General features: G+C 56.4%; 32 protein-coding genes. 18 read left to right on the top strand and 14 right to left on the bottom strand.

Annotated elements, in window-relative coordinates:
- Positions 1–44: 44 nt before the first annotated feature.
- Together Q0775_RS04230 and Q0775_RS04225 are read right to left on the bottom strand one after the other, a co-directional pair.
- The gene (locus Q0775_RS04230) at positions 45–965 is read right to left on the bottom strand and encodes a manganese-dependent inorganic pyrophosphatase (protein ID WP_298858092.1); all 921 of its coding nucleotides are present in this window, start codon (positions 963–965) and stop codon (positions 45–47) included.
- Between the two features lie 123 nt (positions 966–1,088).
- Positions 1,089–1,442 carry an MmcQ/YjbR family DNA-binding protein gene (locus Q0775_RS04225; protein WP_298858091.1) on the bottom strand — a complete coding sequence of 118 codons (354 nt, stop codon included), beginning with the start codon at positions 1,440–1,442 and terminating at the stop codon, positions 1,089–1,091.
- Positions 1,443–1,495: 53 nt separating this feature from the next.
- Here Q0775_RS04225 and Q0775_RS04220 point away from each other — a divergent pair, with 53 nt between their 5' ends.
- From Q0775_RS04220 to Q0775_RS04195, 6 genes are all read left to right on the top strand, one after another.
- The gene (locus Q0775_RS04220; protein WP_298858090.1) at positions 1,496–2,173 is read left to right on the top strand and encodes a DUF2161 family putative PD-(D/E)XK-type phosphodiesterase; all 678 of its coding nucleotides are present in this window, start codon (positions 1,496–1,498) and stop codon (positions 2,171–2,173) included.
- Between the two features lie 156 nt (positions 2,174–2,329).
- Positions 2,330–2,617, top strand: a complete 288-nt coding sequence (locus tag Q0775_RS04215) for a co-chaperone GroES (protein ID WP_298858089.1) — start codon at positions 2,330–2,332, stop codon at positions 2,615–2,617.
- Positions 2,618–2,692: 75 nt separating this feature from the next.
- On the top strand, positions 2,693–4,339 hold the full coding sequence (gene groL / locus Q0775_RS04210) for a chaperonin GroEL (RefSeq protein ID WP_298858088.1): 1,647 nt from the start codon (positions 2,693–2,695) through the stop codon (positions 4,337–4,339).
- Between the two features lie 211 nt (positions 4,340–4,550).
- Positions 4,551–5,285 (top strand): ATP-binding protein, encoded by a 735-nt coding sequence (locus Q0775_RS04205; RefSeq protein ID WP_298858087.1) that lies wholly within the window; start codon positions 4,551–4,553, stop codon positions 5,283–5,285.
- A 164-nt stretch (positions 5,286–5,449) separates the two neighbouring features.
- The gene (locus tag Q0775_RS04200; RefSeq protein WP_298858086.1) at positions 5,450–6,109 is read left to right on the top strand and encodes a response regulator; all 660 of its coding nucleotides are present in this window, start codon (positions 5,450–5,452) and stop codon (positions 6,107–6,109) included.
- Positions 6,110–6,154: 45 nt separating this feature from the next.
- A complete protein-coding gene (locus Q0775_RS04195; protein WP_298858084.1) occupies positions 6,155–6,982 on the top strand; it encodes a DMT family transporter in 828 nt (275 codons plus the stop codon).
- Here Q0775_RS04195 and Q0775_RS04190 read toward each other — a convergent pair.
- Complete coding sequence (locus tag Q0775_RS04190) at positions 6,975–7,433, bottom strand: NUDIX hydrolase (protein WP_298858082.1); 459 nt, start codon at positions 7,431–7,433, stop codon at positions 6,975–6,977. The two genes, Q0775_RS04195 and Q0775_RS04190, sit on opposite strands and share 8 nt — an antisense overlap.
- A 71-nt stretch (positions 7,434–7,504) precedes the next feature.
- On the opposite strand from Q0775_RS04190, the gene Q0775_RS04185 reads away from it, so the two are divergent.
- Both Q0775_RS04185 and Q0775_RS04180 read left to right on the top strand, forming a co-directional pair.
- Positions 7,505–8,281 (top strand): alpha/beta fold hydrolase, encoded by a 777-nt coding sequence (locus Q0775_RS04185; RefSeq protein ID WP_298858081.1) that lies wholly within the window; start codon positions 7,505–7,507, stop codon positions 8,279–8,281.
- Complete coding sequence (locus Q0775_RS04180) at positions 8,268–9,410, top strand: alpha-D-ribose 1-methylphosphonate 5-triphosphate diphosphatase (RefSeq protein ID WP_298858080.1); 1,143 nt, start codon at positions 8,268–8,270, stop codon at positions 9,408–9,410. The genes Q0775_RS04185 and Q0775_RS04180 overlap by 14 nt, the downstream gene beginning before the upstream one ends.
- 38 nt (positions 9,411–9,448) lie before the next feature.
- Here Q0775_RS04180 and Q0775_RS04175 read toward each other — a convergent pair whose 3' ends face one another.
- From Q0775_RS04175 to Q0775_RS04165, 3 genes are all read right to left on the bottom strand, one after another.
- Positions 9,449–10,516, bottom strand: a complete 1,068-nt coding sequence (locus Q0775_RS04175) for a 5-(carboxyamino)imidazole ribonucleotide synthase (protein WP_298858079.1) — start codon at positions 10,514–10,516, stop codon at positions 9,449–9,451.
- Complete coding sequence (gene purE, locus Q0775_RS04170) at positions 10,509–10,997, bottom strand: 5-(carboxyamino)imidazole ribonucleotide mutase (RefSeq protein WP_298858078.1); 489 nt, start codon at positions 10,995–10,997, stop codon at positions 10,509–10,511. The genes Q0775_RS04175 and purE overlap by 8 nt, the downstream gene beginning before the upstream one ends.
- Positions 10,998–11,123: 126 nt before the next feature.
- Positions 11,124–11,348 carry a DUF465 domain-containing protein gene (locus Q0775_RS04165; protein WP_298858077.1) on the bottom strand — a complete coding sequence of 75 codons (225 nt, stop codon included), beginning with the start codon at positions 11,346–11,348 and terminating at the stop codon, positions 11,124–11,126.
- Between the two features lie 166 nt (positions 11,349–11,514).
- Between Q0775_RS04165 and Q0775_RS04160 the strand changes: the two genes are divergently transcribed.
- From Q0775_RS04160 to Q0775_RS04145, 4 genes are all read left to right on the top strand, one after another.
- On the top strand, positions 11,515–11,928 hold the full coding sequence (locus Q0775_RS04160) for an Hsp20 family protein (protein WP_298858076.1): 414 nt from the start codon (positions 11,515–11,517) through the stop codon (positions 11,926–11,928).
- 3 nt (positions 11,929–11,931) lie between these two features.
- Entirely contained in the window at positions 11,932–12,153 is a 222-nt protein-coding gene (locus Q0775_RS04155; protein WP_298858075.1) for a DUF1150 family protein, read from the top strand.
- A gap of 80 nt (positions 12,154–12,233) precedes the next feature.
- Positions 12,234–13,106, top strand: a complete 873-nt coding sequence (locus Q0775_RS04150; protein WP_298858074.1) for a PhzF family phenazine biosynthesis protein — start codon at positions 12,234–12,236, stop codon at positions 13,104–13,106.
- Entirely contained in the window at positions 13,103–13,705 is a 603-nt protein-coding gene (locus Q0775_RS04145) for a class I SAM-dependent methyltransferase (RefSeq protein ID WP_298858073.1), read from the top strand. Before Q0775_RS04150 ends, Q0775_RS04145 begins: the two co-directional genes overlap by 4 nt.
- 73 nt (positions 13,706–13,778) lie before the next feature.
- Here Q0775_RS04145 and Q0775_RS04140 read toward each other — a convergent pair whose 3' ends face one another.
- Positions 13,779–15,494 carry a bifunctional sulfate adenylyltransferase/adenylylsulfate kinase gene (locus Q0775_RS04140; protein WP_298858072.1) on the bottom strand — a complete coding sequence of 572 codons (1,716 nt, stop codon included), beginning with the start codon at positions 15,492–15,494 and terminating at the stop codon, positions 13,779–13,781.
- 179 nt (positions 15,495–15,673) lie between these two features.
- Positions 15,674–16,678, bottom strand: a complete 1,005-nt coding sequence (trxB, locus tag Q0775_RS04135) for a thioredoxin-disulfide reductase (protein ID WP_298858071.1) — start codon at positions 16,676–16,678, stop codon at positions 15,674–15,676.
- A 277-nt stretch (positions 16,679–16,955) separates the two neighbouring features.
- On the opposite strand from trxB, the gene Q0775_RS04130 reads away from it, so the two are divergent.
- The gene (locus Q0775_RS04130) at positions 16,956–17,456 is read left to right on the top strand and encodes an Lrp/AsnC family transcriptional regulator (RefSeq protein WP_298858070.1); all 501 of its coding nucleotides are present in this window, start codon (positions 16,956–16,958) and stop codon (positions 17,454–17,456) included.
- Positions 17,457–17,492: 36 nt separating this feature from the next.
- On the opposite strand, the gene Q0775_RS04125 is transcribed toward Q0775_RS04130, so the two are convergent.
- The 5 genes from Q0775_RS04125 to lgt all read right to left on the bottom strand — a co-directional run bounded on the left by Q0775_RS04125 (position 17,493) and on the right by lgt (position 21,763).
- A complete protein-coding gene (locus Q0775_RS04125) occupies positions 17,493–18,269 on the bottom strand; it encodes a Hint domain-containing protein (protein ID WP_298858069.1) in 777 nt (258 codons plus the stop codon).
- Positions 18,270–18,633: 364 nt separating this feature from the next.
- On the bottom strand, positions 18,634–18,783 hold the full coding sequence (locus Q0775_RS04120) for a hypothetical protein (protein ID WP_298858068.1): 150 nt from the start codon (positions 18,781–18,783) through the stop codon (positions 18,634–18,636).
- A 288-nt stretch (positions 18,784–19,071) separates the two neighbouring features.
- Positions 19,072–19,824: a peptidoglycan editing factor PgeF gene (pgeF, locus tag Q0775_RS04115; protein ID WP_298858067.1), complete on the bottom strand. Its 753-nt coding sequence runs from the start codon at positions 19,822–19,824 to the stop codon at positions 19,072–19,074.
- Positions 19,821–20,882, bottom strand: coding sequence for an SAM-dependent methyltransferase (locus Q0775_RS04110; protein ID WP_298858066.1), 1,062 nt, complete (start codon positions 20,880–20,882; stop codon positions 19,821–19,823). The genes pgeF and Q0775_RS04110 overlap by 4 nt, the downstream gene beginning before the upstream one ends.
- A complete protein-coding gene (gene lgt / locus Q0775_RS04105; protein ID WP_298858065.1) occupies positions 20,879–21,763 on the bottom strand; it encodes a prolipoprotein diacylglyceryl transferase in 885 nt (294 codons plus the stop codon). Before lgt ends, Q0775_RS04110 begins: the two co-directional genes overlap by 4 nt.
- 90 nt (positions 21,764–21,853) lie before the next feature.
- Between lgt and Q0775_RS04100 the strand changes: the two genes are divergently transcribed.
- The 5 genes from Q0775_RS04100 to Q0775_RS04080 all read left to right on the top strand — a co-directional run bounded on the left by Q0775_RS04100 (position 21,854) and on the right by Q0775_RS04080 (position 25,022).
- Positions 21,854–22,093: an accessory factor UbiK family protein gene (locus Q0775_RS04100; protein ID WP_298858064.1), complete on the top strand. Its 240-nt coding sequence runs from the start codon at positions 21,854–21,856 to the stop codon at positions 22,091–22,093.
- A 304-nt stretch (positions 22,094–22,397) separates the two neighbouring features.
- Positions 22,398–22,898 carry a YbjN domain-containing protein gene (locus Q0775_RS04095; RefSeq protein ID WP_298858063.1) on the top strand — a complete coding sequence of 167 codons (501 nt, stop codon included), beginning with the start codon at positions 22,398–22,400 and terminating at the stop codon, positions 22,896–22,898.
- 30 nt (positions 22,899–22,928) lie between these two features.
- Positions 22,929–23,744, top strand: coding sequence for a pyrroline-5-carboxylate reductase (proC, locus tag Q0775_RS04090; RefSeq protein WP_298858062.1), 816 nt, complete (start codon positions 22,929–22,931; stop codon positions 23,742–23,744).
- Positions 23,737–24,075 (top strand): tRNA-binding protein, encoded by a 339-nt coding sequence (locus Q0775_RS04085; protein ID WP_298858061.1) that lies wholly within the window; start codon positions 23,737–23,739, stop codon positions 24,073–24,075. The genes proC and Q0775_RS04085 overlap by 8 nt, the downstream gene beginning before the upstream one ends.
- On the top strand, positions 24,072–25,022 hold the full coding sequence (locus tag Q0775_RS04080) for a D-glycerate dehydrogenase (protein WP_298858060.1): 951 nt from the start codon (positions 24,072–24,074) through the stop codon (positions 25,020–25,022). Before Q0775_RS04085 ends, Q0775_RS04080 begins: the two co-directional genes overlap by 4 nt.
- Here the strand turns inward: Q0775_RS04080 and Q0775_RS04075 are convergent.
- Positions 25,019–25,600: a thymidine kinase gene (locus Q0775_RS04075; RefSeq protein WP_298858058.1), complete on the bottom strand. Its 582-nt coding sequence runs from the start codon at positions 25,598–25,600 to the stop codon at positions 25,019–25,021. The two genes, Q0775_RS04080 and Q0775_RS04075, sit on opposite strands and share 4 nt — an antisense overlap.
- Positions 25,601–25,689: the final 89 nt, after the last annotated feature.

Genomic DNA, 25,689 nt, shown 5'->3' with positions numbered 1-25,689 from the left:
CCTGTTGGAGCAGGAGGCCTTTTAGGGTGTTGTGTGGAAGAGGATTAGGCCTTCAGGAAGGGGATGATCTGCTTTTTCCGGCTCATGATGCCGGGGAGAACGACGGTGTCGCCTTCCACTTTGGCGTCGAATGATTTTTCGGCCACAGCTTTAGTAAGATCATTGGGGATGAGCATGGTGGATTCCTCGTTGAGGATATCGACCACAAAGAGCAGAACCTGATCTGCGCCGTCTTCTCTGGCCACGGCGGGCATGGCGGCCATGAGCGCATCCTTGCGGTCCAGTATGGCCGAAGGCGAGGTGGTTTCCAGCACGGAAACGCGGAGCTTTTTACCGTCTACTTCGAATTCTTTGCTATCCATGCGCAGCAGTTCTGCCTCGGAGAAGGAAGAGACATCTGATTTCGCAGCGAACATTTGTGCGGCGTAGTCGGAAATGTTCACGTCGAGGCTTTCTGCCAGTGACCATGCGATGGCTTTGTCTTCTTGCGTTGTGGTCGGCGAGCGGAATTCGAGCGTATCCGAGAGGATGCAGGTAAGCATCGCGCCTTTGATGTCGTTCGGCATCTGTGCCATGTCTTTGCCGATCATCTTCCACATGATTGTGGCGGTACAGGCGAGGGGTTCGATCCGGATTGGGATTGGGCCTGCTGTTTCCAGACCACCAACCAGTTTGTGGTGATCGATGATGGCGGTGATGTTGGCGTCGTTGATGTTGTCGGGCAGTTCGGCGGGGTTGTTGGTGTCGACGATGACGACGTCTTGACCTGCCTCTAGCCCCGAGATGATTTCGGGTTTCTCTAGGTTCCAGTGGTCGAGCATGAACAGCGCTTCGGTATTCGGCTCTCCCAGCAGAACAGGTTTAGCAGGGGTGTCCATGATTTCGGACAGATACCACGCCCAAACAATGGGGCTGCCCGTGCTGTCAGTGTCTGGAGATTTGTGGCCGAAAACGAGGGTGGTCATGGGGGCGCTCCTGCAAGCTGTGTGTCAATTTGTGCGCCTTATAGCAGGATGCGGGACGGTGTCACGGGGGGCAAATCCTTTGGGAGGATTTGTGCACAAACTTTTGGCGAAAGTCTGGCGGCGTTAAAGGTCAAGCTCGGTGCGCAGCTTTTTGGTAAGCTTCTCAATGGCCATGTCATAAGAGGCGTGGATGTGCTCGCGGAGGCTCTCGTCTGAGAGGCCAGGCTTGTCGTATTGCTGTATCCATTTCATCCCGCGGGAGGCCAGATAAGGCGCGGGGCGTAGACCGGGGCTGTCGGAGAGAAGCTCGTAGGCGAGGTGGGTGACTTTGAATGTCACAGCGTTGGAGGTGCCGCCCATGCCGAGTACAGCAAAGAGTTTACCGCCTACTTTATACACATCCGAATTGCCCCATTGGACTACATGGGTGGCTTGGGGCAGGGAGGCGCAGAAGGTTTTAAGTTCATCTCGTGTCATGGGGCCAGCTTAGGGGGTCGCGCAGCATTTGGGAATGGTGATAGGTTTCGCCCATGAAAGTACGTGAGACCGACCTTTACCTGCCTGTGAAGTCCTTTTTGGAGGATCAGGGATATGTGGTGAAAGGTGAAGTGGGTGCTGCCGATGTGGTTGCCGTGCGCGGGGCCGAACCGCCTGTGGTCGTGGAGCTGAAGCTGGGCTTCTCGCTGGCGCTGTTCCATCAGTGTGTGGAGCGGTTGAAGGTCAGTGATGATGTGTACATGGCCGTGGCGCATAAGGCAGGCAAGCCGTTTTATAAGGCGGTGAAGGCCAATACTGCCATGGCGCGACGTCTGGGGCTGGGGCTTCTCACGGTGCGGTTGGAGGACGGATTGGTCACAGTGCATTGTGATCCTGGACCCTACGCGCCGCGCAAGAATGCAAAGCGGAAAGCCACGCTATTGCGCGAGTTTGCGCGGCGGCAAGGTGATCCCAATGACGGGGGGCAGACGCGGGCGGGACTGGTTACGGCCTACCGTCAGGATGCGGTCAAGATCGCGGTTTATCTGTTCGAGGTTGGTGCGTGCAAAGGTGCGGACGTCGCACGCGAGACAGGTGTGTCCAAGGCCACGACCATGATGCGTGCCAATCATTATGGCTGGTTTGAGAAGGTCGAGAAGGGTGTTTATGGCATCACTCCTGCGGGGGCGGATGCGGTGACTGTTTCTGGCCGTGTGCTGGGGGCCGACTGAGCTGAGAAATTTTTATCAGTGCGCCCGTTGACTCAGCTCAGCGCACTCCTTAATTACCACTCGTTAGCACTCGACCAAGGTGAGTGATAACGGCTGGTCGCTTCGGGTGAAGGGCTGGTCCTTTGAGATAACTTTGAGCATCAAGGAGCTACAAAGATGGCATTAACACCACTTCACGACCGCGTGCTGGTTAAACGCACAGAGGGCGAAGAGAAAACTTCCGGCGGGCTGATCATTCCCGATAGCGCAAAAGAAAAGCCTTCCGAAGGCGAAGTTGTTTCTGTGGGCGAGGGCGCACGCAAAGACAACGGTGAGTTGATCACACCAGCGGTAAAAGCCGGTGATCGTGTTCTGTTCGGCAAATGGTCCGGTACAGAGGTCACCATAGACGGTGAAGAAATGCTGATGATGAAAGAAAGCGACATCATGGGGATCCTGTCCTGAACAAGGACGGGCGGGTTTGAAAACCCACCTCAAGACAAGCGATCCATCATAAATTAATATTAGGAGACTTCGAATATGTCTGCAAAAGACGTCAAATTCGGTACTGATGCCCGCAACAAAATGCTCAAGGGTGTTAACATCCTCGCAGATGCGGTCAAAGTAACCCTCGGCCCCAAAGGCCGTAACGTGGTTCTGGACAAATCGTTCGGCGCCCCGCGCATCACAAAAGACGGTGTATCTGTCGCCAAAGAGATCGAACTGGAAGACAAGTTCGAGAACATGGGCGCTCAGATGGTTAAGGAAGTTGCTTCCCGCACCAATGACGAAGCTGGTGACGGTACAACAACCGCAACAGTTTTGGCTCAGGCTATCGTTCGCGAAGGCATGAAGTCGGTTGCAGCGGGCATGAACCCGATGGATCTGAAGCGCGGCATCGATCTGGCAACTGCCAAAGTCGTTGAAGCAATTATCGCAGCAGCGCGCCCTGTCAACGACAGCGACGAAGTTGCTCAGGTTGGTACAATCTCTGCCAACGGTGAGGCGGAAATCGGTCGTCAGATCGCAGACGCAATGCAAAAAGTCGGTAACGAAGGTGTTATCACTGTCGAAGAGAACAAGGGTCTGGAAACAGAAACTGTTGTTGTTGAAGGCATGCAGTTCGACCGCGGTTATCTGTCCCCTTATTTCGTGACAAACTCCGACAAGATGACAGTCGAGCTGGAAGACGCGATCATCTTGCTGCACGAAAAGAAGCTGTCCTCGCTCCAGCCAATGGTTCCATTGCTCGAGCAGGTGATCCAGTCGCAAAAGCCGCTGCTGATCATCTCGGAAGATGTTGAAGGCGAAGCGCTTGCAACTCTTGTTGTGAACAAACTGCGCGGTGGTCTGAAAATCGCAGCGGTCAAAGCACCTGGTTTCGGCGATCGCCGTAAAGCCATGTTGCAAGACCTTGCAGTTCTGACTGGTGGTCAAGTGATCTCCGAAGATCTGGGCATGAAGCTTGAGTCCGTGACCATGGACATGCTGGGTTCCGCCAAGAAAGTCACAATCACCAAAGACGAGACAACCATCGTTGAAGGTGCTGGTGCAAAAGCCGAGATCGAAGCGCGTGTCACACAGATCCGCAACCAGATCGAAGAAACAACATCCGACTATGACAAAGAGAAACTGCAAGAGCGCGTGGCCAAACTGGCCGGTGGTGTTGCTGTGATCCGCGTTGGTGGCATGTCCGAAGTGGAAGTCAAAGAGCGTAAAGACCGCGTTGACGATGCACTGAACGCGACACGCGCAGCCGTACAAGAAGGCGTTGTTGTTGGTGGTGGTGTTGCCCTTATCCAAGGTGGCAAAGCGCTTGACGGTCTCAAGGGTGCGAACTCTGACCAAGACGTAGGCATCGGCATCATCCGTCGTGCGATTGAAGCGCCTCTGCGTCAGATTGCCGAAAACTCCGGTGTTGACGGTTCCGTTGTTGCGGGCAAAATCCGCGAGAGTGACGACAAGAACTTCGGCTTTAACGCACAGACAGAAGAATATGGTGACATGTTCAAGTTTGGTGTTATCGACCCTGCCAAAGTTGTGCGCACAGCGCTTCAGGATGCAGCATCTGTTGCTGGCCTGCTGATCACAACCGAAGCGATGGTTGCTGATAAGCCCTCCAAAGATGGCGCCGGTGGCGGCATGCCGGACATGGGCGGAATGGGCGGCATGGGCGGCATGATGTAAGCTTACAAGCAAAGCTTGTGAGCGAACCCTGACAGTGTCTTTTTCGAAGAAAAAGATCACGAGCAGGGCAAGACGCATCTACCACCCTGTCCTTACCGACAGATCAAAGGGCTCCTATCAGGGGCCCTTTGTTTCGTTCTGGGGGGACGTTAACGGCGTTGCAAGGATTGGCCTGTTAGGCTCGCGAGTGAACGAGTTTGAAAGGTTATCCATGACGCGCAACGCTGCACAGGCTGCTCCGGCAGGAGCACCCGATACAGACACTCAGGACATTGACGATTTCATCTATTTGATGAGCCATGATGTTCGCGCCTCAGTGCGTGCATTGCTTGAATTGCCGCAGTGGATTGCAGAGGATCTGGCGGAAGCGGGGGTCGAGATCACAGGCTCAGTCGCGCAATCAATTGAGATGATGAACCGTCATACTGCGCGGCTTGACCGGATGTTGATGGATTTGTTGACTTATTCGCGGGTTGGTCGAATGCAGCCCGTGGTGCGGGTGGATGTAGGGGCGGCACTGGAGGAGGTTCTGTCAGAACTGCACCTGCCTGAGACGATGCAGCTGAGCCGTGATATTGGATGCGCCCACGTTATGATGGGCGAGCAGGATGCGTTGCTATTGTGGAGCGCGTTAATTGGAAACTCGGTCAAGCATCACCATGCTACGCGTGGCACAATTACTGTCACAACACAGCAAGAGGGTGCGTTGATCCGCTTTACCGTCTGCGATGACGGGCCTGGAATTCCGAAGCGGTTTCATTCGCGTGCGCTGGGCGCGATGACGACCTTGCGACCACGTGATGAAGTGGAGGGGACAGGTATGGGCCTTGCCAATGTGCGCAAGCTGGCCGAGCATTATGGAGGATACGTCGCACTGTCTGAAGTGGACGGTGAGAGCAGTGGTCTGCGCATTGATGTCGTCATCCCCCATGGGTGCCCACGCTGACGTGACTGCCGTGGGGTATGACGCTTAGATGGAAGCGGTCCGATCTACCCAATTTATCAGGTTTTTTGCGATAATGCTGACGAGTAAATGATGGCTGAATTTATCATTTGATAGGCATGCCTGAGCTACGATTGTCCTGAGATTTTCTGTGGGAGAGATGAGCCATGTCAGTGCAAGTTGAAGTATTAGGCCCCGATGAGGGGGCATTTCCAAAAATAATAAAAACCTTGTTGTTGGATGACAGCACGTTTGATCGCGCTCGGATCAAGCGGCTGAGCCAGAACAGCCGGTTGATGGTCGCCTTAACCGAAGTCAGCTCGATCGCAGAAGCGAAAGAGGCGGTTGCGCGGGAGGTTTTCGACCTTATCCTGATCGACTACCGCTTGCCACAGGGAGACGGGTTGGAGGTGCTGGAGCATATCCAGAACAGCGCATTAAACAACGACGTTGCAACCATCATGATTACGGGGAACGGTGATATGGAAACCGCCGTCACCGCAATGCGCAACGGGTGTCATGATTTCCTAACGAAAGAGGCAATGACTGCCGATCAGCTTCGATTTGCCATGGTCGGTGCGATGCAGACTGCCGCAGAGCAGCGGGATTTAATTGCGCAATCCGAGCATCAGCGCGAGGTGATTAAGCAGGGCCTAACCGCGGCTTTGATGGACCGTGAAGTTCAAGGCTCTGTGGTGTCGTTGTTCAAAGAAGAGATGCGCAAGATGATGGGGGGCCTTTCTGCTGTGGGTGTAGGGCAGGATCATAGCGATCTTGAGGCGTTGATCGCGACGTTGGGTGATGATGATGAGTTTATCTTTACTTGATGCGATAAGGCTTGGCGCTTGGCGGCGTACGCGGTACGCCCGAGTATGCGTTTGATCCTGTTGACCATTCTGACCATGTGCGCCTTTGCTGCAAATTCCCTTCTGACACGGGCGGCTGTGGAAGGTGGGCATATTGCTCCGGCTGCCTTCGCCGTGCTTCGGGTTGCTGCGGGGGCTGCGATGTTGGGCGGTATCGCGTTGTTGCGTGGAACGTCGCTGCCGCTGTTTCGGGCCGAACGGATCATCGGCGTGGTAAGCCTAACGGCTTATATGGCGGGTTTCTCGCTGGCTTATTTGACACTTGATGCGGGGTTGGGCGCGCTTATTCTATTTGGCGTGACACAGATCGCCATGTTTGCGTATGGCACTTACACTGGCCAAGCCTCTACAACACGTCAAGTTATTGGCGCCGCTGTTGCCTTTGGCGGGTTGGCGCTGGTTCTGTGGCCCAGCGGCGGGGGTGCTGTAGATATGAGCGGTGCGCTTTTGATGTGCATAGCAGGGCTTGGTTGGGCGGCCTATACGATTGCGGGGCGCGGTGCGTCTGATCCGTTGGCAACAACGGGTGCGAATTTCATATTTTGCCTGCCTTTGTTGGCGTTGCTGCTGCTTCAACGTGGTGTGGAAGCCGATGGGCGCGGCATCTTCTTGGCATTGATTTGTGGGGCGCTCACCTCCAGCTTGGGCTATGCGTTGTGGTATTCAGTCTTGGGTCAGATGCGCAGCAGCACGGCAGCGGTTGTGCAGCTGAGCGTACCTGTGATTGCGATACTGTCGGGGGCAGTTTTGCTGGGCGAAGCAGCGACGCCTGTGATTATGATTGCAGCTGCACTGGTGGTGGGGGGGATCGGCTGGTCTGTGACGGTTAAGTGATAAGGGGCTCTAGCGGATCATACGTTGGCGCGTCAGAATCGCGCCATGCCACGGCGGCGAGGCTGTCGGGTTTGACGCGGAGCTTGACCATTTCAGTGCGCGTAACCCAGCGTCGGTCAGTCACGATAGCGTCAACATCCTGCCATCCATGATCCAGCGTTGGTGGGCTGATCAGCGTACAATGAAAATATACATCGACCTGATGAAAGCTGCCGTTTGGATCATTAAACTCATTCACCAAACACGGCGCATCTACGGTGATATGCAAGCCGGTTTCTTCAAAAACCTCGCGGATAAGGTTGTCGGGCAGGGAGCTGCCACGCTCTACCCCGCCACCGGGGGCGCACATAAGATCGCTTTTCCCTGTGGGCCACGCGTTGACCAGCAGCAGGCGCTCCCGATGGAGAATAATGGCACGCACGGCGAGGCGAGGGGGCGTTGTCGGGGTCATGTTGCGGTCCTCTTAGCGGTAAGATGCGATGGGGGATTACAAGTGCGCGGATTGGCATTACATAGCAGCGTATGAGATTGATTGCGATCATATGTGCGATGGTGTTGCTTGGGACGGCGGCGCAGGCGCGGTGCGTTGTTCTGCTACATGGTTTGGCTCGGACCGAGACGTCTTTTGCCTTGATGGAAGCGGCGTTGGAGGCTGAGGGCTGGCGCGTGGTAAGGCCAGGCTATCCGTCAACAGAAGCGCCAATTGAAGAGTTGACGCGTCAAACTTTGCCCGCGGCAGTAGCCGCGTGTGGCACGGAAAAAGTCGATTTTGTGACCCATTCGATGGGCGGCATTCTGTTGCGGCAGTGGGTTGCCGAGGTCGGTCCTGACCGTGTGGGACGCGCAGTGATGTTGGGGCCCCCCAATAAGGGGAGCGAGATCGTGGACCAGTTACGCGATGTGGTCGCCTTTGACTGGATTAACGGGCCTGCGGGAATGCAGATGGGGACCGGTCCGGGGTCTTTGCCGCGCAGTTTGCCAGATGCTGATTTTGAAGTGGGAATTATTGCTGGAACGCAATCTCTTAACCCCTATTTCTCGTCGTTGTTGCCGGGGGATGATGACGGAAAGGTGGCGGTGTCTTCGACGCGCCTAAACGGGATGCGGGCGCATCTTACCCTGCCTGTGACCCATACATTTATGATGAATAATCCGCGGGTGATTTCGCAGACAGTGTCCTTTTTGCGAAAAGGGCGTTTTGACCCTGACATGACATTCTTTGGGGCGATGCTTGAGCAGTTCGGTTGCCCTGACGGGGATTGTTTGCCGGGCATCGAGGTCTTTGATGCTAAGCCTTGATCTGACTGGCGCAGAAGTGTTGGGGCCTTACGGGCTGCACCGTGACGGATTGTCGTTCTCTGATGGTGTGATCGTGGATACGCCCGTGGGCCGCGCGGTTGATTTGCGTGGATATCTGGTTCTGCCCGGTATTGTCGATGTCCACGGTGACGGCTTCGAGCGGCATTTGGCGCCACGGCGTGGTGCGATGAAGGAGATGGCCGAAGGCTTGGTCGCGGTCGAGGCCGAGCTGGCGGCGAACGGGATCACCACGGCGACGCTGGCGCAGTTTGTCAGTTGGGAAGGTGGCGTGCGCAGCTACGAGTTTGCGGATCAGGTGTTTTCGCATCTGCGCGATCTTGGACCCGGTATGGTCACAGATTTGCGGGGGCAATTGCGGTTCGAAACGCATCTGCTGGATTTTTATGAAGAGCTGCCCGAGAAAATGGCGGAGTGGGGCCTGCGTTACATCGTTTTTAACGATCATTTGCCCCATGCCCGTTTACAGGAGGGTGTGCAGCCACGTCGGCTGGTGTCGCAAGCGCTAAAGGCTAGGCGAAGTCCTGAAACGCATCTGGCGCTTATGCAAGCATTGGAGGCGGAGAGTGAGGATGTGCCAGCAGCGCTCGACTGGCTTTGTGCGCAGCTTGCGCTGCGGGGGATCGCGATGGGTAGCCATGACGATACGACTGCTGAAGGGCGTGCGATCTGGGCAGGGCGCGGCGTGAATGTGGCCGAGTTTCCTGAGACACTTGAGGCGGCTGAAGCAGCTGCGACGCATGGCGGGATTGTGGTTATGGGTTCGCCCAATGTCGTACGGGGCGGCTCGCATAACCTCAATGTTTCTGCGGTGGACCTGATTGCCATGGGCTATTGTACGGCGCTGGCGTCTGATTATCACTATCCCAGCGTTCGGCGTGCTGCCCTGATGCTTTGGCAGAACGGCATGCTGGATTTGAACGGCGCATGGGGGCTGGTGTCAAGCGGTCCTGCGGGGGTTCTGGGGCTGAGTGATCGCGGTGTGCTGGAGGTGGGCAAACGTGCGGATATGGTTGTGCTGGAGCGCGAGAGCTTGCGGGTCGCTGCAACGCTGGTGCAGGGGCGTGTGAGCTACATGAGTGGTGAGATTGCCATGCGATTTATGGCCTGACGCCAGAATTGCGCTGAAATTCTGCTCCCGATGTTGGTTCAGGTTTTGATCCTGTTGACGTGGCCCATTTTGCGGCCTGTTTTCGTCTCGACCTTACCGTAAAGGTGGATGGCGCAGTTGGGCTCTTTCGCCAGTGCGGGGACTTGGTCCATGTCGTCACCGATCAGGTTCTCCATCACTACATCTGCATGGCGTTTCCCGTCGCCAAGTGGCCAGCCTGCTATGGCGCGAATGTGCTGCTCGAACTGGTCGACGGCACAGCCGTTTTGCGTCCAATGGCCCGAGTTATGTACGCGCGGGGCGATCTCGTTCACGATGAGTCCCTGAGGGGTGACGAAAAGCTCAACCCCCATGACGCCCACATAATCCAGCGTGTTGAGGATTTTAGCGGCCAGCAGGACAGCATCGGTGCGCAGGCGCGCGGGGATTTTTGCAGGGACGGTTGTTGTGTGCAGGATGCCATCGCGGTGGATGTTTTCACCGGGATCGTAGCAAGCGATTTCGCCTTGTGGATTGCGCGCTGCAATGATCGAGATTTCGACCGAGAAGTTGACGAAGCCTTCGAGCACAGCGGGCGCACCCGCCATGTCGGTGAGGGCTGTGGCGGCGTCTTCGGGAGCGTTCAGGCGGGACTGCCCTTTGCCGTCATAGCCGAAACGGCGGGTTTTCAGGATTGAAGGCGTGCCGATGGTGGCGAGGGCTGCATCAAGGCTGGCGGCGTTGGTGATATCCGCGAAAGGGGCGACTTGCAGGCCGATTTCTTGCAGGAAGCTCTTTTCCACAAGGCGGTCTTGGGAGGTGCCAAGAGCGCGGCGGTTGGGGTGGATGGGCGTTATCGCCTCGATGATGTCGAGCGCCTCCGTGGGGATATTCTCGAATTCGTAGGTCACGAGGTCAACGGAATTGGCGAAAGCAGTGAGAGCGGCCACATCGCTGTAGGGCGCCGTAGTGACGGCATGGGCTACGTCAGCGGCGGGCGGATTGCTGCCTGGTTCATAGATATGGGTGCGTAGGCCAAGGCGGGAGGCGGCCACAGAAAGCATGCGGCCAAGCTGGCCCCCACCAAGAATGCCGATGGTCGCGCCCGTGGGCAGAGGGTTAGTCATCTGTGGGAGCTTCCGGAATAGAGGCGCTCAGATCGCTGCGCCATGTGTCGAGGCGGGTAGCCAGAACCGGGTCTTGGAGTGCGAGGATGCCAGCGGCCATCAGGGCGGCGTTTGCTGCACCAGGTGCGCCGATGGCCATGGTGGCAACGGGGAAGCCTTTGGGCATCTGCAAGATGGAATAGAGGCTGTCGACGCCGGAGAGGGCTTTGGTCAGGACGGGCACACCGATCACCGGAACGCGGGTTTTTGAGGCCATCATACCGGGCAAATGGGCGGCACCGCCCGCGCCTGCAATGATGACCTGAAGCCCACGCTCCACAGCCGTTTTCCCGTACTCCCAAAGGCGGTCGGGCGTGCGGTGGGCCGAGACGATACGGGTCTCGTAAACGATGCCAAGCTCGTCGAGCAGGGTGGCGGCCTCGCGCATAGTGGACCAGTCGGACTGGGACCCCATGATGATGCCAACGGGTGGTGTGCTCATAGCGCTAAAGCCTTTGCGTCAGGTGCGTAAGCGCGCACTATAGCCATTCGGAGCGGAGGGGCAATGTAGCGCGGTGGGCAAAATTTCGGAGAAATTTTGGGTACAGAGTTTCGGGGAAACTCTGGCTCATGCGGTGATGTCGGGGGTTAGGCGGTCTTCGATGCGTGCGATACGGTCTTTGAGCAGGAGTTTGCGCTTTTTCAGCCGTTGCAGGGTCAACTGATCGGCGGTGCCGCGTTCCGCAAGTGCTCTGATTGCATCATCCAGATCGCGGTGCTCATTACGGAATACTTCGAGTTCAACCCGCAGCACCTCATCGTTCTTCATGGAGAGATCGTCTTGGGCGTTCATTACTACTCTGATTCTGACTACTGATTAGGCTTTTAAGTATAAGCGATCGGGTGATTGGCGCATAGCCCTTGCGCAGAACCGATTGGCTTCCCATATTTATGAGGTGACGCTGCCAACCATGGGGCGTTACAGGACTGTCGCTTGAGATCATAAGGACGTGTCATAGATGACGAAACTTACGCTTGCCTCTTATCCCCATATGTTGGGATTTGAACAGCTGGAGCGGGTGCTGGAACGCAGCGCCAAATCCGGCAATGAAGGCTATCCGCCTTTTAACATCGAACAAACCTCCGAACGGAGTTACCGCATTACACTGGCGGTGGCTGGTTTTGGAGAAGGTGATTTGTCGATCACTGTCGAGGACCGCCAGTTGGTCATTCGGGGTCGGCAGAATGAAGACAGCGAGGGCCGCGTGTTTTTGCACCGTGGCATTGCGGGCCGTCAGTTCCAGCGCAGCTTTGTGCTCGCGGATGGTGTCGAAGTGGGCGAGGCGCTGATGGAGAACGGTCTGCTGCATGTGGACCTGACCCAAGCCAAGCCTGAAACGGTCGTACAGACGATCAATATCCGAAAGGGGTAGCACATGGATACTACTGAAATGACAGGACCAGCGGACCGGACCGTTTACGTCAAGACGATTGCCGTGATCGACCTGCCCCGTGAGGTGCGCGATCAGGCTGAAGGGCTTGAGCAGCTTTATGCGGTGCACAATGCAGATGGTCAGCAACTGGCCCTTGTAGGCGACCGCAAACTGGCTTTCGATTTGGCGCGTGAGCATAACTATGCGCCAGTATTGGTACATTAAAACGGTTGACCAGTGGCGTCATCCGCAGAAGGTAGAGGGGTCGCAGCAGTGCGGCCCCTTTTGGCATGTGGAGATCGTGAATGGCATTTGAATTTGACTGGGTGGATGCGTTTACGGGCGATGTGTTCGGCGGAAATGGCTGTGCAGTTGTTCATGGCGGGGCGGGATTGCCGGATGAGGTTTGCACGGCCTATGTGCGGGAGACTTCGTTAGTCGAATGTACGTTCACAGGGCCGTCCGATGTGGCAGATATTCGTGTGCGGTATTTCCTTGCCAGCCGTGAAATTCCCTTTGCAGGTCATCCCACAGTAGCGACTGTTGTCGCGATGCGCAGACGCGGGATGATTGCGGATGGGCGGCTTGTGCTGGAAACGGGGGCCGGTCTGGTGCCTGTGGAGGTGCTGGGCGACCGTGTGACGATGACGCAGATCGCACCCGAATTCGGAGAGGTGGTGGATGCCGGATTGGTCGCTGCTGTTGGGGGGATGCAGGCCAGCGATATTATCCACCCGCCGCAAGTTGTCTCCACAGGGTTGCCGTTCTGTATCACGGTTCTCAAGGACCGTGCGACACTAGAGGGGGTCAAGTTTAACGAAGATGCCTTGGCTGCATATGCCGACGCTTTGGGCCACAAGAGCACCGACATTATGGAACCGTATTGGGTCTGTCTGGAGGGGGCAACGGAGCGAGGCAATACATTTAGCCGTTTGCTCCTCGCGCCGCCCAGTCCGCCAGAGGATCCGTTCACAGGATCGGCCACGGGTTGTATGGCGGCGTATCTTTGGGCGCATGGATTGATTGTTTCACCTATATTTACTGCAGAGCAGGGACATGGCATGGGACGTCCGGGTCAAGCACAGGTTGAAGTTTTGGGACCACGCGAAGCAATTACTGGCGTGAAGGTTTCAGGGCAGGGGGCGCTTGTAATGTCTGGAGAGGTCTATCTTGGATGATAGCGCGTGAGGCCGCTCTACGCGTTGATTTTGTGAATGGCCCTGTGGCGCACAGGTTGCGCTTTGGCGGCGGGCGCGGGCAGGATTTGCCCAAAGCGATGGGCTTGCGCGCAGGCAAAACGCCGACCGTTGTGGATGCCACGGCGGGGCTGGGGCGTGATGCGTTTTTGTTGGCCTCGCTGGGGGCGCAAGTTACACTGATTGAGCGGTCGCTGGAGATGCATGCGCTGTTGGCGGATGGGATCGAGCGGGCCTTGGCCGAGGGAGGCGATTTTTGCGAGATTGTCGAACGAATGACCTTGCTGCACGGCGATGCCAAGGATTTGCTGCCCACGCTTGCGGTCGATGCGATCTTGATTGATCCGATGCATCCACCGCGCAAGAACTCTGCCCTCGTCAAGCGTGAGTTGCGTCAGGTGCGCGAGATTGTGGGAACTGATGAGGATGCTGCTGATTTGATGCGGGTGGCTTTGACCCATGCCCGTCAGCGTGTTGTTTTAAAGTGGCCTGCTAAAGCTGACCCGATTGAAGGGATACGGCCCTGTTCGCATCGGATTATGGGAAAATCAACGCGCTATGATGTGTTTATGTTAGGGTGATGGATCCTGATACCCTGAAATGCAAAACGGCCAGCCTGTGAGAGCTGGCCGTTTGTTATTAAGTTGGGAAAGATCAGGCTTTGATCAGGCCCATGCTTTCGAGCTTTAAGAGCACTTGGTGTGCACAGTTGTCGACGTCGACATTTTCCGTTTCGACGCTCAGCTCGGGGTTCGCAGGTACGTCATAGGGGTCTGAAATTCCTGTGAATTCCTTGATCTTGCCTTCCCGTGCAAGCTTATAGAGACCTTTGCGGTCGCGGCGCTCGCACTCCTCGATCGATGTTGCGACATGGATCTCAACGAAAGCGCCGAAGTTTTCGACGTCCTCACGCACAGCACGGCGGGTTGTGGCATAGGGCGCGATGGGTGCGCAGATTGCGATGCCGCCGTTTTTGGTAATCTCAGACGCAACATAGCCGATGCGACGGATGTTAAGATCGCGGTGCTCTTTGCTGAAACCCAACTCGGAGGAGAGGTTCTTGCGCACGATATCACCGTCGAGCAGCGTGACGGGGCGGCCGCCTTGCTCCATCAGTTTGACCATCAGGGCGTTGGCGATGGTTGATTTACCAGAGCCGGAGAAGCCTGTGAAGAAGACGGTAAAGCCCTGCTTGTTGCGTGGCGGCTTGGTGCGGCGCAGCTCGGTGACCACTTCGGGGAAGGAGAACCATTCGGGGATTTCCAGACCTTCCTGAAGGCGGCGGCGCAGCTCGGTGCCCGAAATGTTGAGAATGGTGACGTCGTCCTTGTCTTTGATCTCGTCCATGGCTTCATATTGGGCGCGTTCCTGCACCCAGACCATGTGTTTGAAATCGACCATCTCGATGCCCATTTCTTCCTGATGTGTGCGGAACAGGTCCTGCGCATCATAGGGGCCATAGAAATCCTCGCCCTTGGAGTTGTTTCCGGGACCAGCGTGATCGCGGCCAACGATGAAGTGGGTGCAGCCGTGGTTTTTACGGATCAGACCGTGCCAGACGGCCTCACGCGGGCCAGCCATACGCATGGCAAGGTTCAGGAGGGACATGGATGTGGTCGCTTGGGGGTATTGATCGAGCACCGCCTCATAGCAGCGGACGCGGGTGAAGTGATCCACGTCACCCGGTTTGGTCAGGCCAACAACAGGGTGGATCAGCAGGTTGGCCTGCGCTTCGCGCGCGGCGCGGAACGTTAGTTCCTGATGCGCACGGTGCAGCGGGTTGCGTGTTTGGAACGCAACCACTTTGCGCCAACCCATTTTGCGGAAGTAGGCGCGTAATTCGTTCGGCGTGTCGCGGCGGGATTTAAAGTCATAGTGCACGGGCTGTTGTATGCCTGTGACAGGACCGCCGAGGTACACTTTGCCTGCTTGGTCGTGCAGGTAGTTGACGGCGGGGTGCGCATCATCATCGGCGCCGAATACTTTTTCAGCCTCGTTCGCTTTGTTGGGCACCCAGTTATCCGTGATGGTCATGGTCGCGAGGATCACGCCCTCTTGGTCGCGCAGGGCGATGTCCTGACCGATTTCGAGCTTGCCTGCGAATTCCTCTGACACGTCGAGCGTGATGGGAATAGGCCACAAACTGCCATCGGCGAGGCGCATGTTTTCGACAACGCTGTCATAGTCTGCTTCGCTCAGGAACCCTTTGAGTGGATTGAAACCGCCATTCATCAACAGTTCGAGATCGCATATCTGACGGGGGGTCAGATCGTGACTGATCAGGTTGCCTGCTTCGGCTTTGAGTTTTTGGGCGGAATCGTAGGATACAAATAGCTCCGGAATTGGAGCCAAATTGGAAATCATTGTCATGCTTCTTGGCCTCGTCGTGGGATCATTGTTGATCCGTTCACGCGGTACCTACTGACTGAATATGGCAAAATTCTAGCAATATGGAAACAAAACACTGTTTATTGACGTGATTGTTGCCTTTTTGACGAGAAAACCAGCGGAACTGCTTCCGTTGTTTGTCAGGCTTCGCCGCGTTGCAATCAACCGTTTTGTGTGACTTCGGCACCGTATCCTAAGGGTAATGATGTGTCTTTGCCGTCATTATCCCCTACTTCTGCAAGAAACCGTTCGGCCTCAAGTGCCGCCATACATCCCATACCCGCGCTTGTGACGGCTTGGCGGTAGATGTGGTCGGTCAGATCTCCTGCAGCGAATACACCCGGAATAGAAGTGGCTGTGCTGTCGGGTTTGGTCACGACATAGCCGCCCATGTGCGTCTCAAGCGTGTCTTTGACTAACTCATTGGCGGGGGCGTGGCCGATGGCGACAAACACACCTTTGCAGGGGATGTCCGTAATCTCGCCCGTTTTTACGTGTTTCACCTTGATGCCTTCAACGCCCAACGGGCTGTCGGTGCCGTATACTTCGTCAAGCTGGTGAAACCAGAGTGGCTCGATCTTGGGGTTCTTTTCCAGACGGTCGATGAGGATCTTCTCGGCGCGCAATTCGTCGCGGCGGTGAACGAGGGTGACCTTTGACGCGAAGTTGGTGAGGAAGAGTGCTTCTTCGACAGCGGTGTTGCCGCCACCAATGACAACGATCTCTTGTCCACGATAGAAAAAGCCGTCGCAGGTCGCACAAGCGGAGACGCCGAAACCTTTGAACTTCTCCTCAGTCTCAAGGCCCAACCATTTGGCGCGTGCTCCCGTTGCAAGGATGACGGCGTCTGCCTCATAAAGTGTGCCGCTGTCGCCTGTGGCGACGAACGGGCGTTTGGACAGGTCGAGATTGGTAATGATGTCGCCGATTATTTCGGTGCCCATCGCTTTTGCGTGCTCTTCCATGCGGATCATCAGATCGGGGCCTTGGACCTCGGTATCACCGGGCCAGTTTTCGACTTCGGTGGTGGTGGTCAGCTGGCCGCCCGGCTCAATCCCTTGCACGAGGATAGGGTCAAGCATCGCGCGGCTTGCATATACTCCTGCGGTATAGCCTGCGGGGCCGGAGCCAATGATCAAAAGCTTGGTTTTGCGTGTCTCGGCCATGGTGTGCCCCTATCTGGTGCTTATGGGAATCTGTGTTTGCACGGATATATACGCCGTGGGGGCGGTCTTAAACCCCTCTGCGCTTTTGGGAAGAGTGGAAACGTCACCTTTACGAGAGGTTGCGAAATTTTGAAAAAATTCTGGATCGAAAAATTCAAATTTTTCACATTATTTGGCTGCTGAATGTGGATTGACCGAATAATATTGCGCTTATGTGAAACAATATTGCGCAGAGCGGCATTATCTGTATAACAATCGAAAAGCTGCAGGGGGACATATGGCAGGTGCGCGTTTAGATCCGATTGATCGGAAAATTCTGGCCGAATTACAAGCAGACGGGCGCATGACTAATGTTGAGTTGGCGAAACGTGTCGGCATTTCTGCCCCACCTTGTCTACGCCGAGTGCGCACCTTGGAGGAGCAGGGCTTTATCCGTGGGTATCATGCAGACGTTGATGCGCGTGAGCTTGGCTTCGAGGTTCAGGTCTTTGCGATGGTAGGATTGAACAGTCAGGCGGAGGCGGATTTGTCCTCGTTTGAGGACCGTTGCCGCGCGTGGTCTTTGGTGCGTGAGTGTCACATGCTCAACGGTGAAGTTGATTTTGTACTTAAATGCGTCGCACCCGATCTTTCCAGCTTCCAAAGTTTTCTGACGGGGCAGTTGTTGACAGCGCCGAATGTGGCGAGTGTCAAAACCTCGCTCGTCATCCGGAACGCCAAGGATGACCCCGGCGTTCCGTTCGACGTTTTGGAGGAACGTCTGAGCATTCAGGCCTGATAGGGAACCTGTCTGCTCAGGAGAGATTTCGAAAACTTAGTGTGCGTCCATTTCAGGTGCGCGCGGATGGGCCAATGGACCAAAATCTGACAGGTGGCTGATGCGCGGAAACAGTGAGATAAAGCGATCGCGCACCGAATGGCTGACCTCGCGCGGCGCAGTCGCACCAGGATGGAAGGTTTCCATCTCGATCCCGTCCACATTGATCACCGCGTGACGCGACAGGCAGATGTGGAACATGCGTGTGGCGGTTGGCGGTGTGATCTCGATCACGTTGACACCGTCCACCAACTTGGCCGCAGGGGTCAAAAGCTGTTTGCCATCTGCAACGCCGCGCAGTGCCGCGGGGGTGTGCAGGATACGCGCGCCGGGTCCGACTGTCAGTGACCGTTCTGGACGCGACTGACCCAATGCATCGGGCATAATGCGGATCAGGGGAGTACGCTTGCCAGCATCAGCGGGTGAGAATGTGGAGGTGCCGACCCATGTCAGCTCTGCCGCTTCGCCTGAAGCTGTGTTGATCATGTCACCTGGCTGGAGGTCTTCGACTGCAACAAGGCCCATCGTGGTCTGGATCAGGCTGCCGTGGGTCATAGCTGAGAAGGCGTCTTCAAACAGTGGAATGGCGGGTGCAGTGCTTTGGCCAATATAAAGCGAGCCATCCATCCGCAGTGCGGCAACTTCATATGTGCGCTTTGCCATCGGGGCCTCGGCCATTTGGCTTGCGGAGGTGGAAAGTGAAGAGTTCATCATTCCGTACCCTGTTTTACGTGGCGCGCCGCGCAGTGCGGCTGGATTTGCAGTTTGTGTCATGTGCGTAACCTATCATGGTTTGTCACATCCCTCGTCGGCCCCCACCGACAACGACGGAAATAACGTGGTATGTCATTTCGTGTCTTTCGTGTGACCTAATTCGCCATGATTGCGCCTCATTGTCAAAGTTTGAACGACATTTGGGCTTTTTGACGCGTTAATCCTGCCAATTTGAGTGGTTTTGTTTCTCTAATTTTCGGAAAGCCTGCCACATTCTGCCTTTTTTGGCGTTAACCACGCTGATCAAAGGGCAGAATCAAAAAATCCCTCCCCGCGATTCGGCACGGGAAGGGATAATGGGACAGCGCGCTACGAGGGAAGGAGGTGGTGCGCTGTCAGGGAGAATGTGAGTGTTGTCCGCCGTTCAGGCGACCTTGCGCTGCTGTGCCGCCTCTGCTGCGTTCCGCTTGGCGATAAATGCGGCGCGGCGGGTGCCACGGGCCCAAGGCATGACCGTGTCATTCTCGGCGGCGGCTTTTGTGATCGACTTGATAAAGCGTGCGTTGGTTTTCATCTGCTCGTCCTCGGTATCAGTTTGTGTTCTGAGCGTTTGCCCTTGATTGAGACTAATATGGCGGAGCAATCGGGCCGGTTTTGGGCATTTGAATAAAAGGTTTAGAAAATCTACGCAGGATTGAGCGAGGAATGTGGCGGCGTGGCCATATTCAAGCCAAGCCCTGTGAAAACATAGTAAACACTGGGCATTGTGCTTCATATGGCAACAGTCGTGGGGATTGTTTCGAAGGGTGGGGAGCGTGAATAGGGCAGGCCTATGGCCGAAATTGCCCCATTTGTGCCAAGTTCACAGAGTGATGGCGGCGATCAGGCGGCCATAGTCGGCCTCTTTAGCGTGTGTGGTGCGGCGGTAGGAGTAGAATCGCTCGGGGTCCGAGAAGGTACAGTGGCGGGTCCATTCCGCACGGCCGACGCCTGCCGCGCGCAAACGGTTGAGGCCAAAGCCCGGAAGGTCGAACAGCATGCGGTCGCCTTCGCCGTTGATGAAGTAGCGGGCGTAGTCTGCGTCTTCCGCCATGAAGCTGTCCATGAACTCCGGACCGACCTCATAGGCGCGTTGGCTGATCGACGGGCCTATGACTGCGGCGATATTCTCGCGTTTTGCACCTAAGTCTTCCATCGCGTCCACGGTCGCGTGCAGAACACCGTCAAGGGCGCCGCGCCAGCCTGCATGGGCAGCACCGATAACACCCGCCTCTGCGTCGGCAAACAGCACAGGCTGGCAATCGGCGCTCAGCACCGACAGCGCAAGGCCAGGTGTGGAAGTGACCAGCGCGTCGGCGCGGGGTTTCTCGGCGTAAGGTGCTGTTACAGGAATGGCAGTTGCCGAGTGTACTTGATGGACGCCGAGCAGGTGATCAGGGGCGACGCCCATGGCATCGGCCACCCGAGCACGGTTGATTGCAACGATCTCGGACTGGTCAGAAGAGCCTTGGCCGCAGTTCAGCCCAGCGAAAACGCCAGAGGAGGCACCGCCCCGGCGGGTGAAGAAGCCGTGTTTAACGGGCAAGGCATCGGAAGTCAGTATTTCAAGCGTCATGTTTCAAGCCCAGGTAGCATTGCAGCCCCCTTCGGGACGATTCCGAAAGTCTTGAACAAGTTTCCCATTTCCTGAGGGTGCGTCAAGCGGCGATGTGCAGCAATGTGGCTCTCAAGCGCGGGGCCGCTGAGCGTTTTTGCCAAAGCCGTCGCGCGCTGTGTGATGCCAAGGCGTTCGAGAAAGATCCCTTGGGGGGTGACGCGGCTGGGGGAGCAGGCGGCGGTTGCGTTGAGGAGTGCCTCAAAATCCACATGGGCGGTGAGGTCTGCCTGACCGGGTGAAGTAAGGGGATCAGCTGGCGCGTGGGCTTGGACCGCTTGGAGCGTGTCGCCGACGCTGCGCCAATCACCATAGTCAAAGATAAGGGCCGCACCACCGTGCGTTGCGATGCGGCTAGATACAGTTGAAAGGATCGGAGCCGCAGCGGCGCAATCCTCGATCAGATCACCGTCTTTTGTATCGTCCAAACGATGGGTGAGGGCAGGCTGTGGCTGTGCGGGGCCGAGGCCGAAAGTGAGGATGCCGTCCTGAAAGCCTATCTGCCGTTCGCGCCAGCGGATACCATCGCGCACAAATTGGCGAATAGGTAGCGCGTCGAAGAACTCGTTGGCGATGAGGTAGGTGGATTGCGTGGGCAGATCTTCAATGCTGTCGATCCATGTAGGCGTGCAAGAGTGCAGTGTCTCTGCTTGGGTTTGGCGCAGAGCGGGAGAGGCCTCGAGCAAAGTGATCTCTGCTGCGTCAACAAAGCCTGCCACGCGGGAGGCTGCGCGCAGTGCGTCGGCCATGAGTGTGCCGCGACCGGGGCCAAGCTCTGCGAGGGTGAAAGGAGCTGGTGCGCCCTGGTCCAGCCACGCTTGAGCCAGTGACAATCCGATGAGCTCGCCAAACATCTGGCTGATCTCGGGGGCAGTGATAAAATCGCCCTGCGTGCCAAAGGGGGTGCGGGTTGTATAGTAGCCGTGTTCGGGGTGCAGCAGGCACATAGATATATAGTCGTCGAGCCGCATTGGCCCCTGGGCAGCGATCTGGGCGGTTATGATTTCGCGCAGGCTCATATGGCTTTGCGGGCGCTTATGACAAAGTAGAGGCCTACGGCGATCATCGGCAGACACAGGATTTGCCCCATGGTGAGGCCGAAGCCGCCGATGTGCCATGCGAGGCCCAGCGGGTTGTCGTCGGTGATGAACTGCGTATCGGGTTGGCGCACGAATTCAACCATGAACCGCGCGATGCCATAGCCTGCGAGGAAGGTGCCCATTATGAGCCCCGGTGTTTTGAATGCACCGTGCCTCCAAGCCAGCCAAACGAGGATTGCGCCGAGGAGTGCCCCTTCTAGCGCTGCTTCGTAAAGTTGGGAGGGGTGACGCGCACAGATGCCAATAACATCAGGACAGTATTGTGCCGCCTCGGTGGGGAAGGCGACGCCCCATGGCAGGTCAGTGGGACGGCCCCAAAGCTCGGCGTTGATAAAATTGGCGAGGCGGCCAAGCAGAAGACCCGGAAAGATGCCTAGCGCGACGAGATCACCAGCGCTTATGCGCTGAATTTTATGGCGCGTAGTATAGATGAAGGCGGCGACAATCACACCAAGGGCGCCACCGTGGAATGACATGCCGCCCTGCCAGACCTGTAAGATCTGTGCCGGATTGGAAAGGTAATAGGCAGGTTGGTAAAAGACGACATAGCCCAGACGCCCGCCGAGGATTACACCGAGAATGACCCATGTGAGCAAATCCTCGATCTGGTCAGCCGTCATAACGGGTTTTCCATCGCGCCACAGACGCGGCGTATTGGCCGCACGCAAAACCAGCCGCCAGCCTGCAAGGATGCCGACGATATAGGCCAAAGCATACCAGCGCAGTGCGAATGTCATGCCAAAGAGCGAGATCGAAAAGATCTCGGGCGAGATGTCGGGAAAGGGGATCATTGCATACATGCGGTGATTGAGCGCGGCTGGCGCGTGATGTCAACCTTGCATGGAGACGCACAGACCCCCATATATGGGTTAACAGAGTGGAGAGAACAGATGCAGACGCGCAACAAGATTTTTGACGACCTCGGCCAGATCATGACCAACGCCATGGGCGTGGCGCAAGGGGCCAAGGACGAAGCAGAGAATGCCATGAAGGGTATGATGGACCGCTGGCTTGCGGATCGCGATTTTGTGACCCGCGAGGAGTTTGACGCCGTGCGTGCCATGGCACAAAAGGCGCGTGAAGAAAATGAAGCGCTCAAAGCGCGTCTGGATGCGCTCGACAAGTCATGACCTAACGGACGCGCTGCCACGCGACATTTTGTTTTATCGGCAGCGTTTTGCTTGATCGCCCCACCAACTGGTAGGGGCGATTTTTGTAAGTGGTGGTTGGATGCTGCCGACATTTGGGGGCACGGAGATCAAAACCCGCTATATTTTGGGGTTATCCCCAGAAAAACACTTGCCAGACCCTTACGTCATCGCCACCATATATCGTAGGACGCACAGGCAAACACGCGTTCTATAGTGGATCACGCAAATCTTAGGGGCCGGATACAGGCCCTATTGTGTTGGTGATAAAAAATGAGGTGGCTAAATGGCCCTGAGCGAGCAGTATCTAGAAGATGATGTGCACCCGATTGATATCGTGGAGTCGCTGGCGGAGCACCACGATTGGGTGTTTGACCGGATTTCCGACGAGCAGATCGCGATGGAGGTCGAGGGTCAGTGGCGGACCTATCAGGTGACGCTGGCTTGGTCGGCCTATGACGAGACATTGCGCCTCATCTGTACATTCGAGATGGAACCGCCCGAGGATAAAATTCCTGCGCTCTTTGGTCTGCTCAATGACATAAACGATCGTTGCTGGGCGGGAGCGTTCACCTACTGGGCGGAACAACAAATGATGGTGTACCGATACGGTCTGGTTTTGTCGGGGGGGCATGTGGCATCCCCTGACCAAATCGACACGATGATTGGTGCGGCGGTGATGAGTGCGGAGCGCTATTATCCCGCGATGCAACTGGTGGTTTGGGGCGACAAGACGCCTGCGCAAGCATTGCAAGTGGCCATTGCAGAGGCCTACGGGCGCGCGTAACTCTTATCCCCGAGTTATTTGGGGGATATTATGCAAAATTCACGTATCGCTAGGCACGGTCTGGTGCTTTTGGGCTGTGGCAAGATGGGGTCGGCCATGCTGGAAGGGTGGCTGGGGCGCGGATTGCCAGCGGCGTCCGTCTGGGTGCAAGACCCCTATCCCTCTGACTGGCTGAAGACTACGGGTGTGCATATTAACGCGGACTTGCCGTCCGAGCCTGCAATCGTTCTGGTCGCGGTCAAGCCGCAGATGATGGCGGATGCGTTGCCCACGCTTAAGCAGATGGGCAATGGCAAGACATTGTTTGTGAGTGTTGCAGCGGGGACGCCGATTGCGTTCTTCGAGCAGACACTGGGGGAAAAAACACCTGTGGTACGGGCGATGCCGAACACGCCTGCTGCAATTTCTCAGGGGATCACGGCGATCGTTGGCAACCCGCATGCGGGGCCCGATGGGCTGGATGAGGCCGAAATGTTGCTCTCTGCGGTGGGGCAAGTCGTGCGCCTGACCGAGGAGGCGCAGATTGATGCGGTAACGGGGGTGAGCGGCTCTGGCCCCGCCTATGTGTTCCATATGATCGAAGCGATGGCGGCGGCGGGTGTGGCCCAAGGGCTGCCCGAGGCGATGGCGATGCAACTGGCGCAGGCAACTGTTGCGGGGGCAGGTGCGCTGGCGTTGCAATCTGATGAAAGCGCTTCGCAACTGCGGGTAAATGTGACGAGCCCGAATGGCACCACGCAGGCCGCCCTTGAAGTGCTGATGGATGATAAGGACGGCTTTCCCGCGCTGTTGCGTCGCGCTGTTGCTGCAGCTGCCGATCGTTCGCGGGAATTGGCCCGTGGCTGAGATATCCTTCGATGATTTCATAAAAATGGATGTGCGAACAGGGAGGGTAATTAAGGCAGAGCCGTTCCCCGAAGCACGTAAGCCTGCGATCAAAATGTGGATCGATTTTGGTGAAGAGATTGGCGTGCGCAAGACATCAGCGCAGGTCACCGACCACTATACGCCAGAGGGGCTGGTCGGGCGTCAGGTGATGGCTGTGGTGAACTTTCCACCGCGTCAAATCGGGCCGTTTATGTCGGAGGTTCTGGTTCTGGGCGTGCCGGACGAAAAAGGTGCAATTGTGTTGATTGGGCCGGATCAAGTGACGCCTTTAGGCGGGAGAATGTATTGAAAAAAGTATTTATTGGCAGGGGGTTGCCGGATGAGGTTTATGCATCACTTGAGGAATTGAGTGTAACGCGCCGTGATGAATCGCTGCCCATGAGTAGGGATGAGATGCGCGCGGCGTTGCGCGATTATGATGGTGTGATGTGTACCTTGGGCGATCAATTCTCGGCAGAAATTTTTGCCAGTGTGCGTGATGCACGCTGCAAGGTTTTGGCAAATTTTGGCGTGGGGTATAATCACATTGATGTCGCTGCTGCCAAGGCCGCTGGGATCACCGTGACCAACACGCCTGGAGCGGTCACCGATGCAACTGCTGACATTGCGATGACGCTCATGCTTATGAGTGCGCGGCGTGCGGGTGAAGGGGAGCGGCTGGTCCGTGCTGGCGCGTGGAAAGGTTGGCATCCAACGCAGATGTTGGGGCTTCATTTAACGGGTAAGACGGTCGGTATCGTTGGTATGGGGCGTATTGGGCAAGCGATTGCACGGCGGTGTCATTTCGGCTTTGGCATGGCTGTGCGCTACTTTGGGCGAAGCGAGAAGGTGCTGGAGTTTGACGCGGTTTTTCATAGCGATCTGAGGGATCTGGCGTCTCATGTTGACGTCCTTGTCACCGCTGTACCGGGAAGTCCTGAAACACGTCATTTGATTGATGCGGATGTTCTGAGCGCGATGCTCCCGCACGGACGCCTCATCAATATTGCGCGCGGCGATGTGGTGGAGCAAGCGGCGCTCATTGATGCGCTTAGGGGCGGTGTAATCGGCGGTGCGGGCCTCGACGTATATGAGTTTGAGCCCGATGTGCCGCAAATTCTGCGCGATCTGGATAATGTGGTGCTATTGCCGCATATGGGTACGTCTACAAGGGAGGTTCGTGTGGATATGGGGCGCATGGTGGTTGAAAATATACAAGCCATCCTGCGCGGCGATCCTCCCCTCAATCCAGTTTAGGTGTCGCCAACAGCTTCGCGCCAGTGGCGGCGGCATAGGGAGACATAGCTCTCGTTGCCGCCGATCTGGACTTGAGCTCCTTCGCGCAACACGTTGCCATCTGCATCGCGACGGATGACCATGGTTGCCTTCTTGCCGCAGTGGCAGATAGTCCTGATTTCCCGCATCTCGTCCGATAGCGCGAGTAGGGCAGTTGATCCGGGAAAGAGCTGGCCCTGAAAATCGACACGCAATCCGTAGCACATGATCGGAACGCCGAGATCATCAACGGCGCGGGCCAACTGCCATACCTGTGAATCACTTAGGAAATGGGCTTCGTCTATAAAAATACACGCGCAGGGACCGCTCTTGAGGCGCGCGCTGATTTTTGCATTGAGGTCTTCGTCCCCGTGAAACGTATCCGCATCCTCGCCAATGCCAATGCGTGACGCGATCCTGCCTTCACCCGCACGATTGTCGAGTTGTGCTGTCATCAAGTAAGGCACCATGCCACGTTCACGGTAATTGTGGGCAGCTTGTAGCAGAACGGTGGACTTACCAGCGTTCATTGTCGAATAATTGAAATACAGTTTAGCCATCAGGCTATTTATCCGGCTTGATTGGTTCCGTGCAAGCCGAACTGCATGTCATTGACAAATTTCAGGGTAAATTGCACTAGGTCTCTGAA

Source organism: uncultured Sulfitobacter sp. (assembly GCF_947499945.1).
Lineage (GTDB): Bacteria > Pseudomonadota > Alphaproteobacteria > Rhodobacterales > Rhodobacteraceae > Sulfitobacter.
This window is presented reverse-complemented; position numbering and strand designations above follow the sequence as displayed.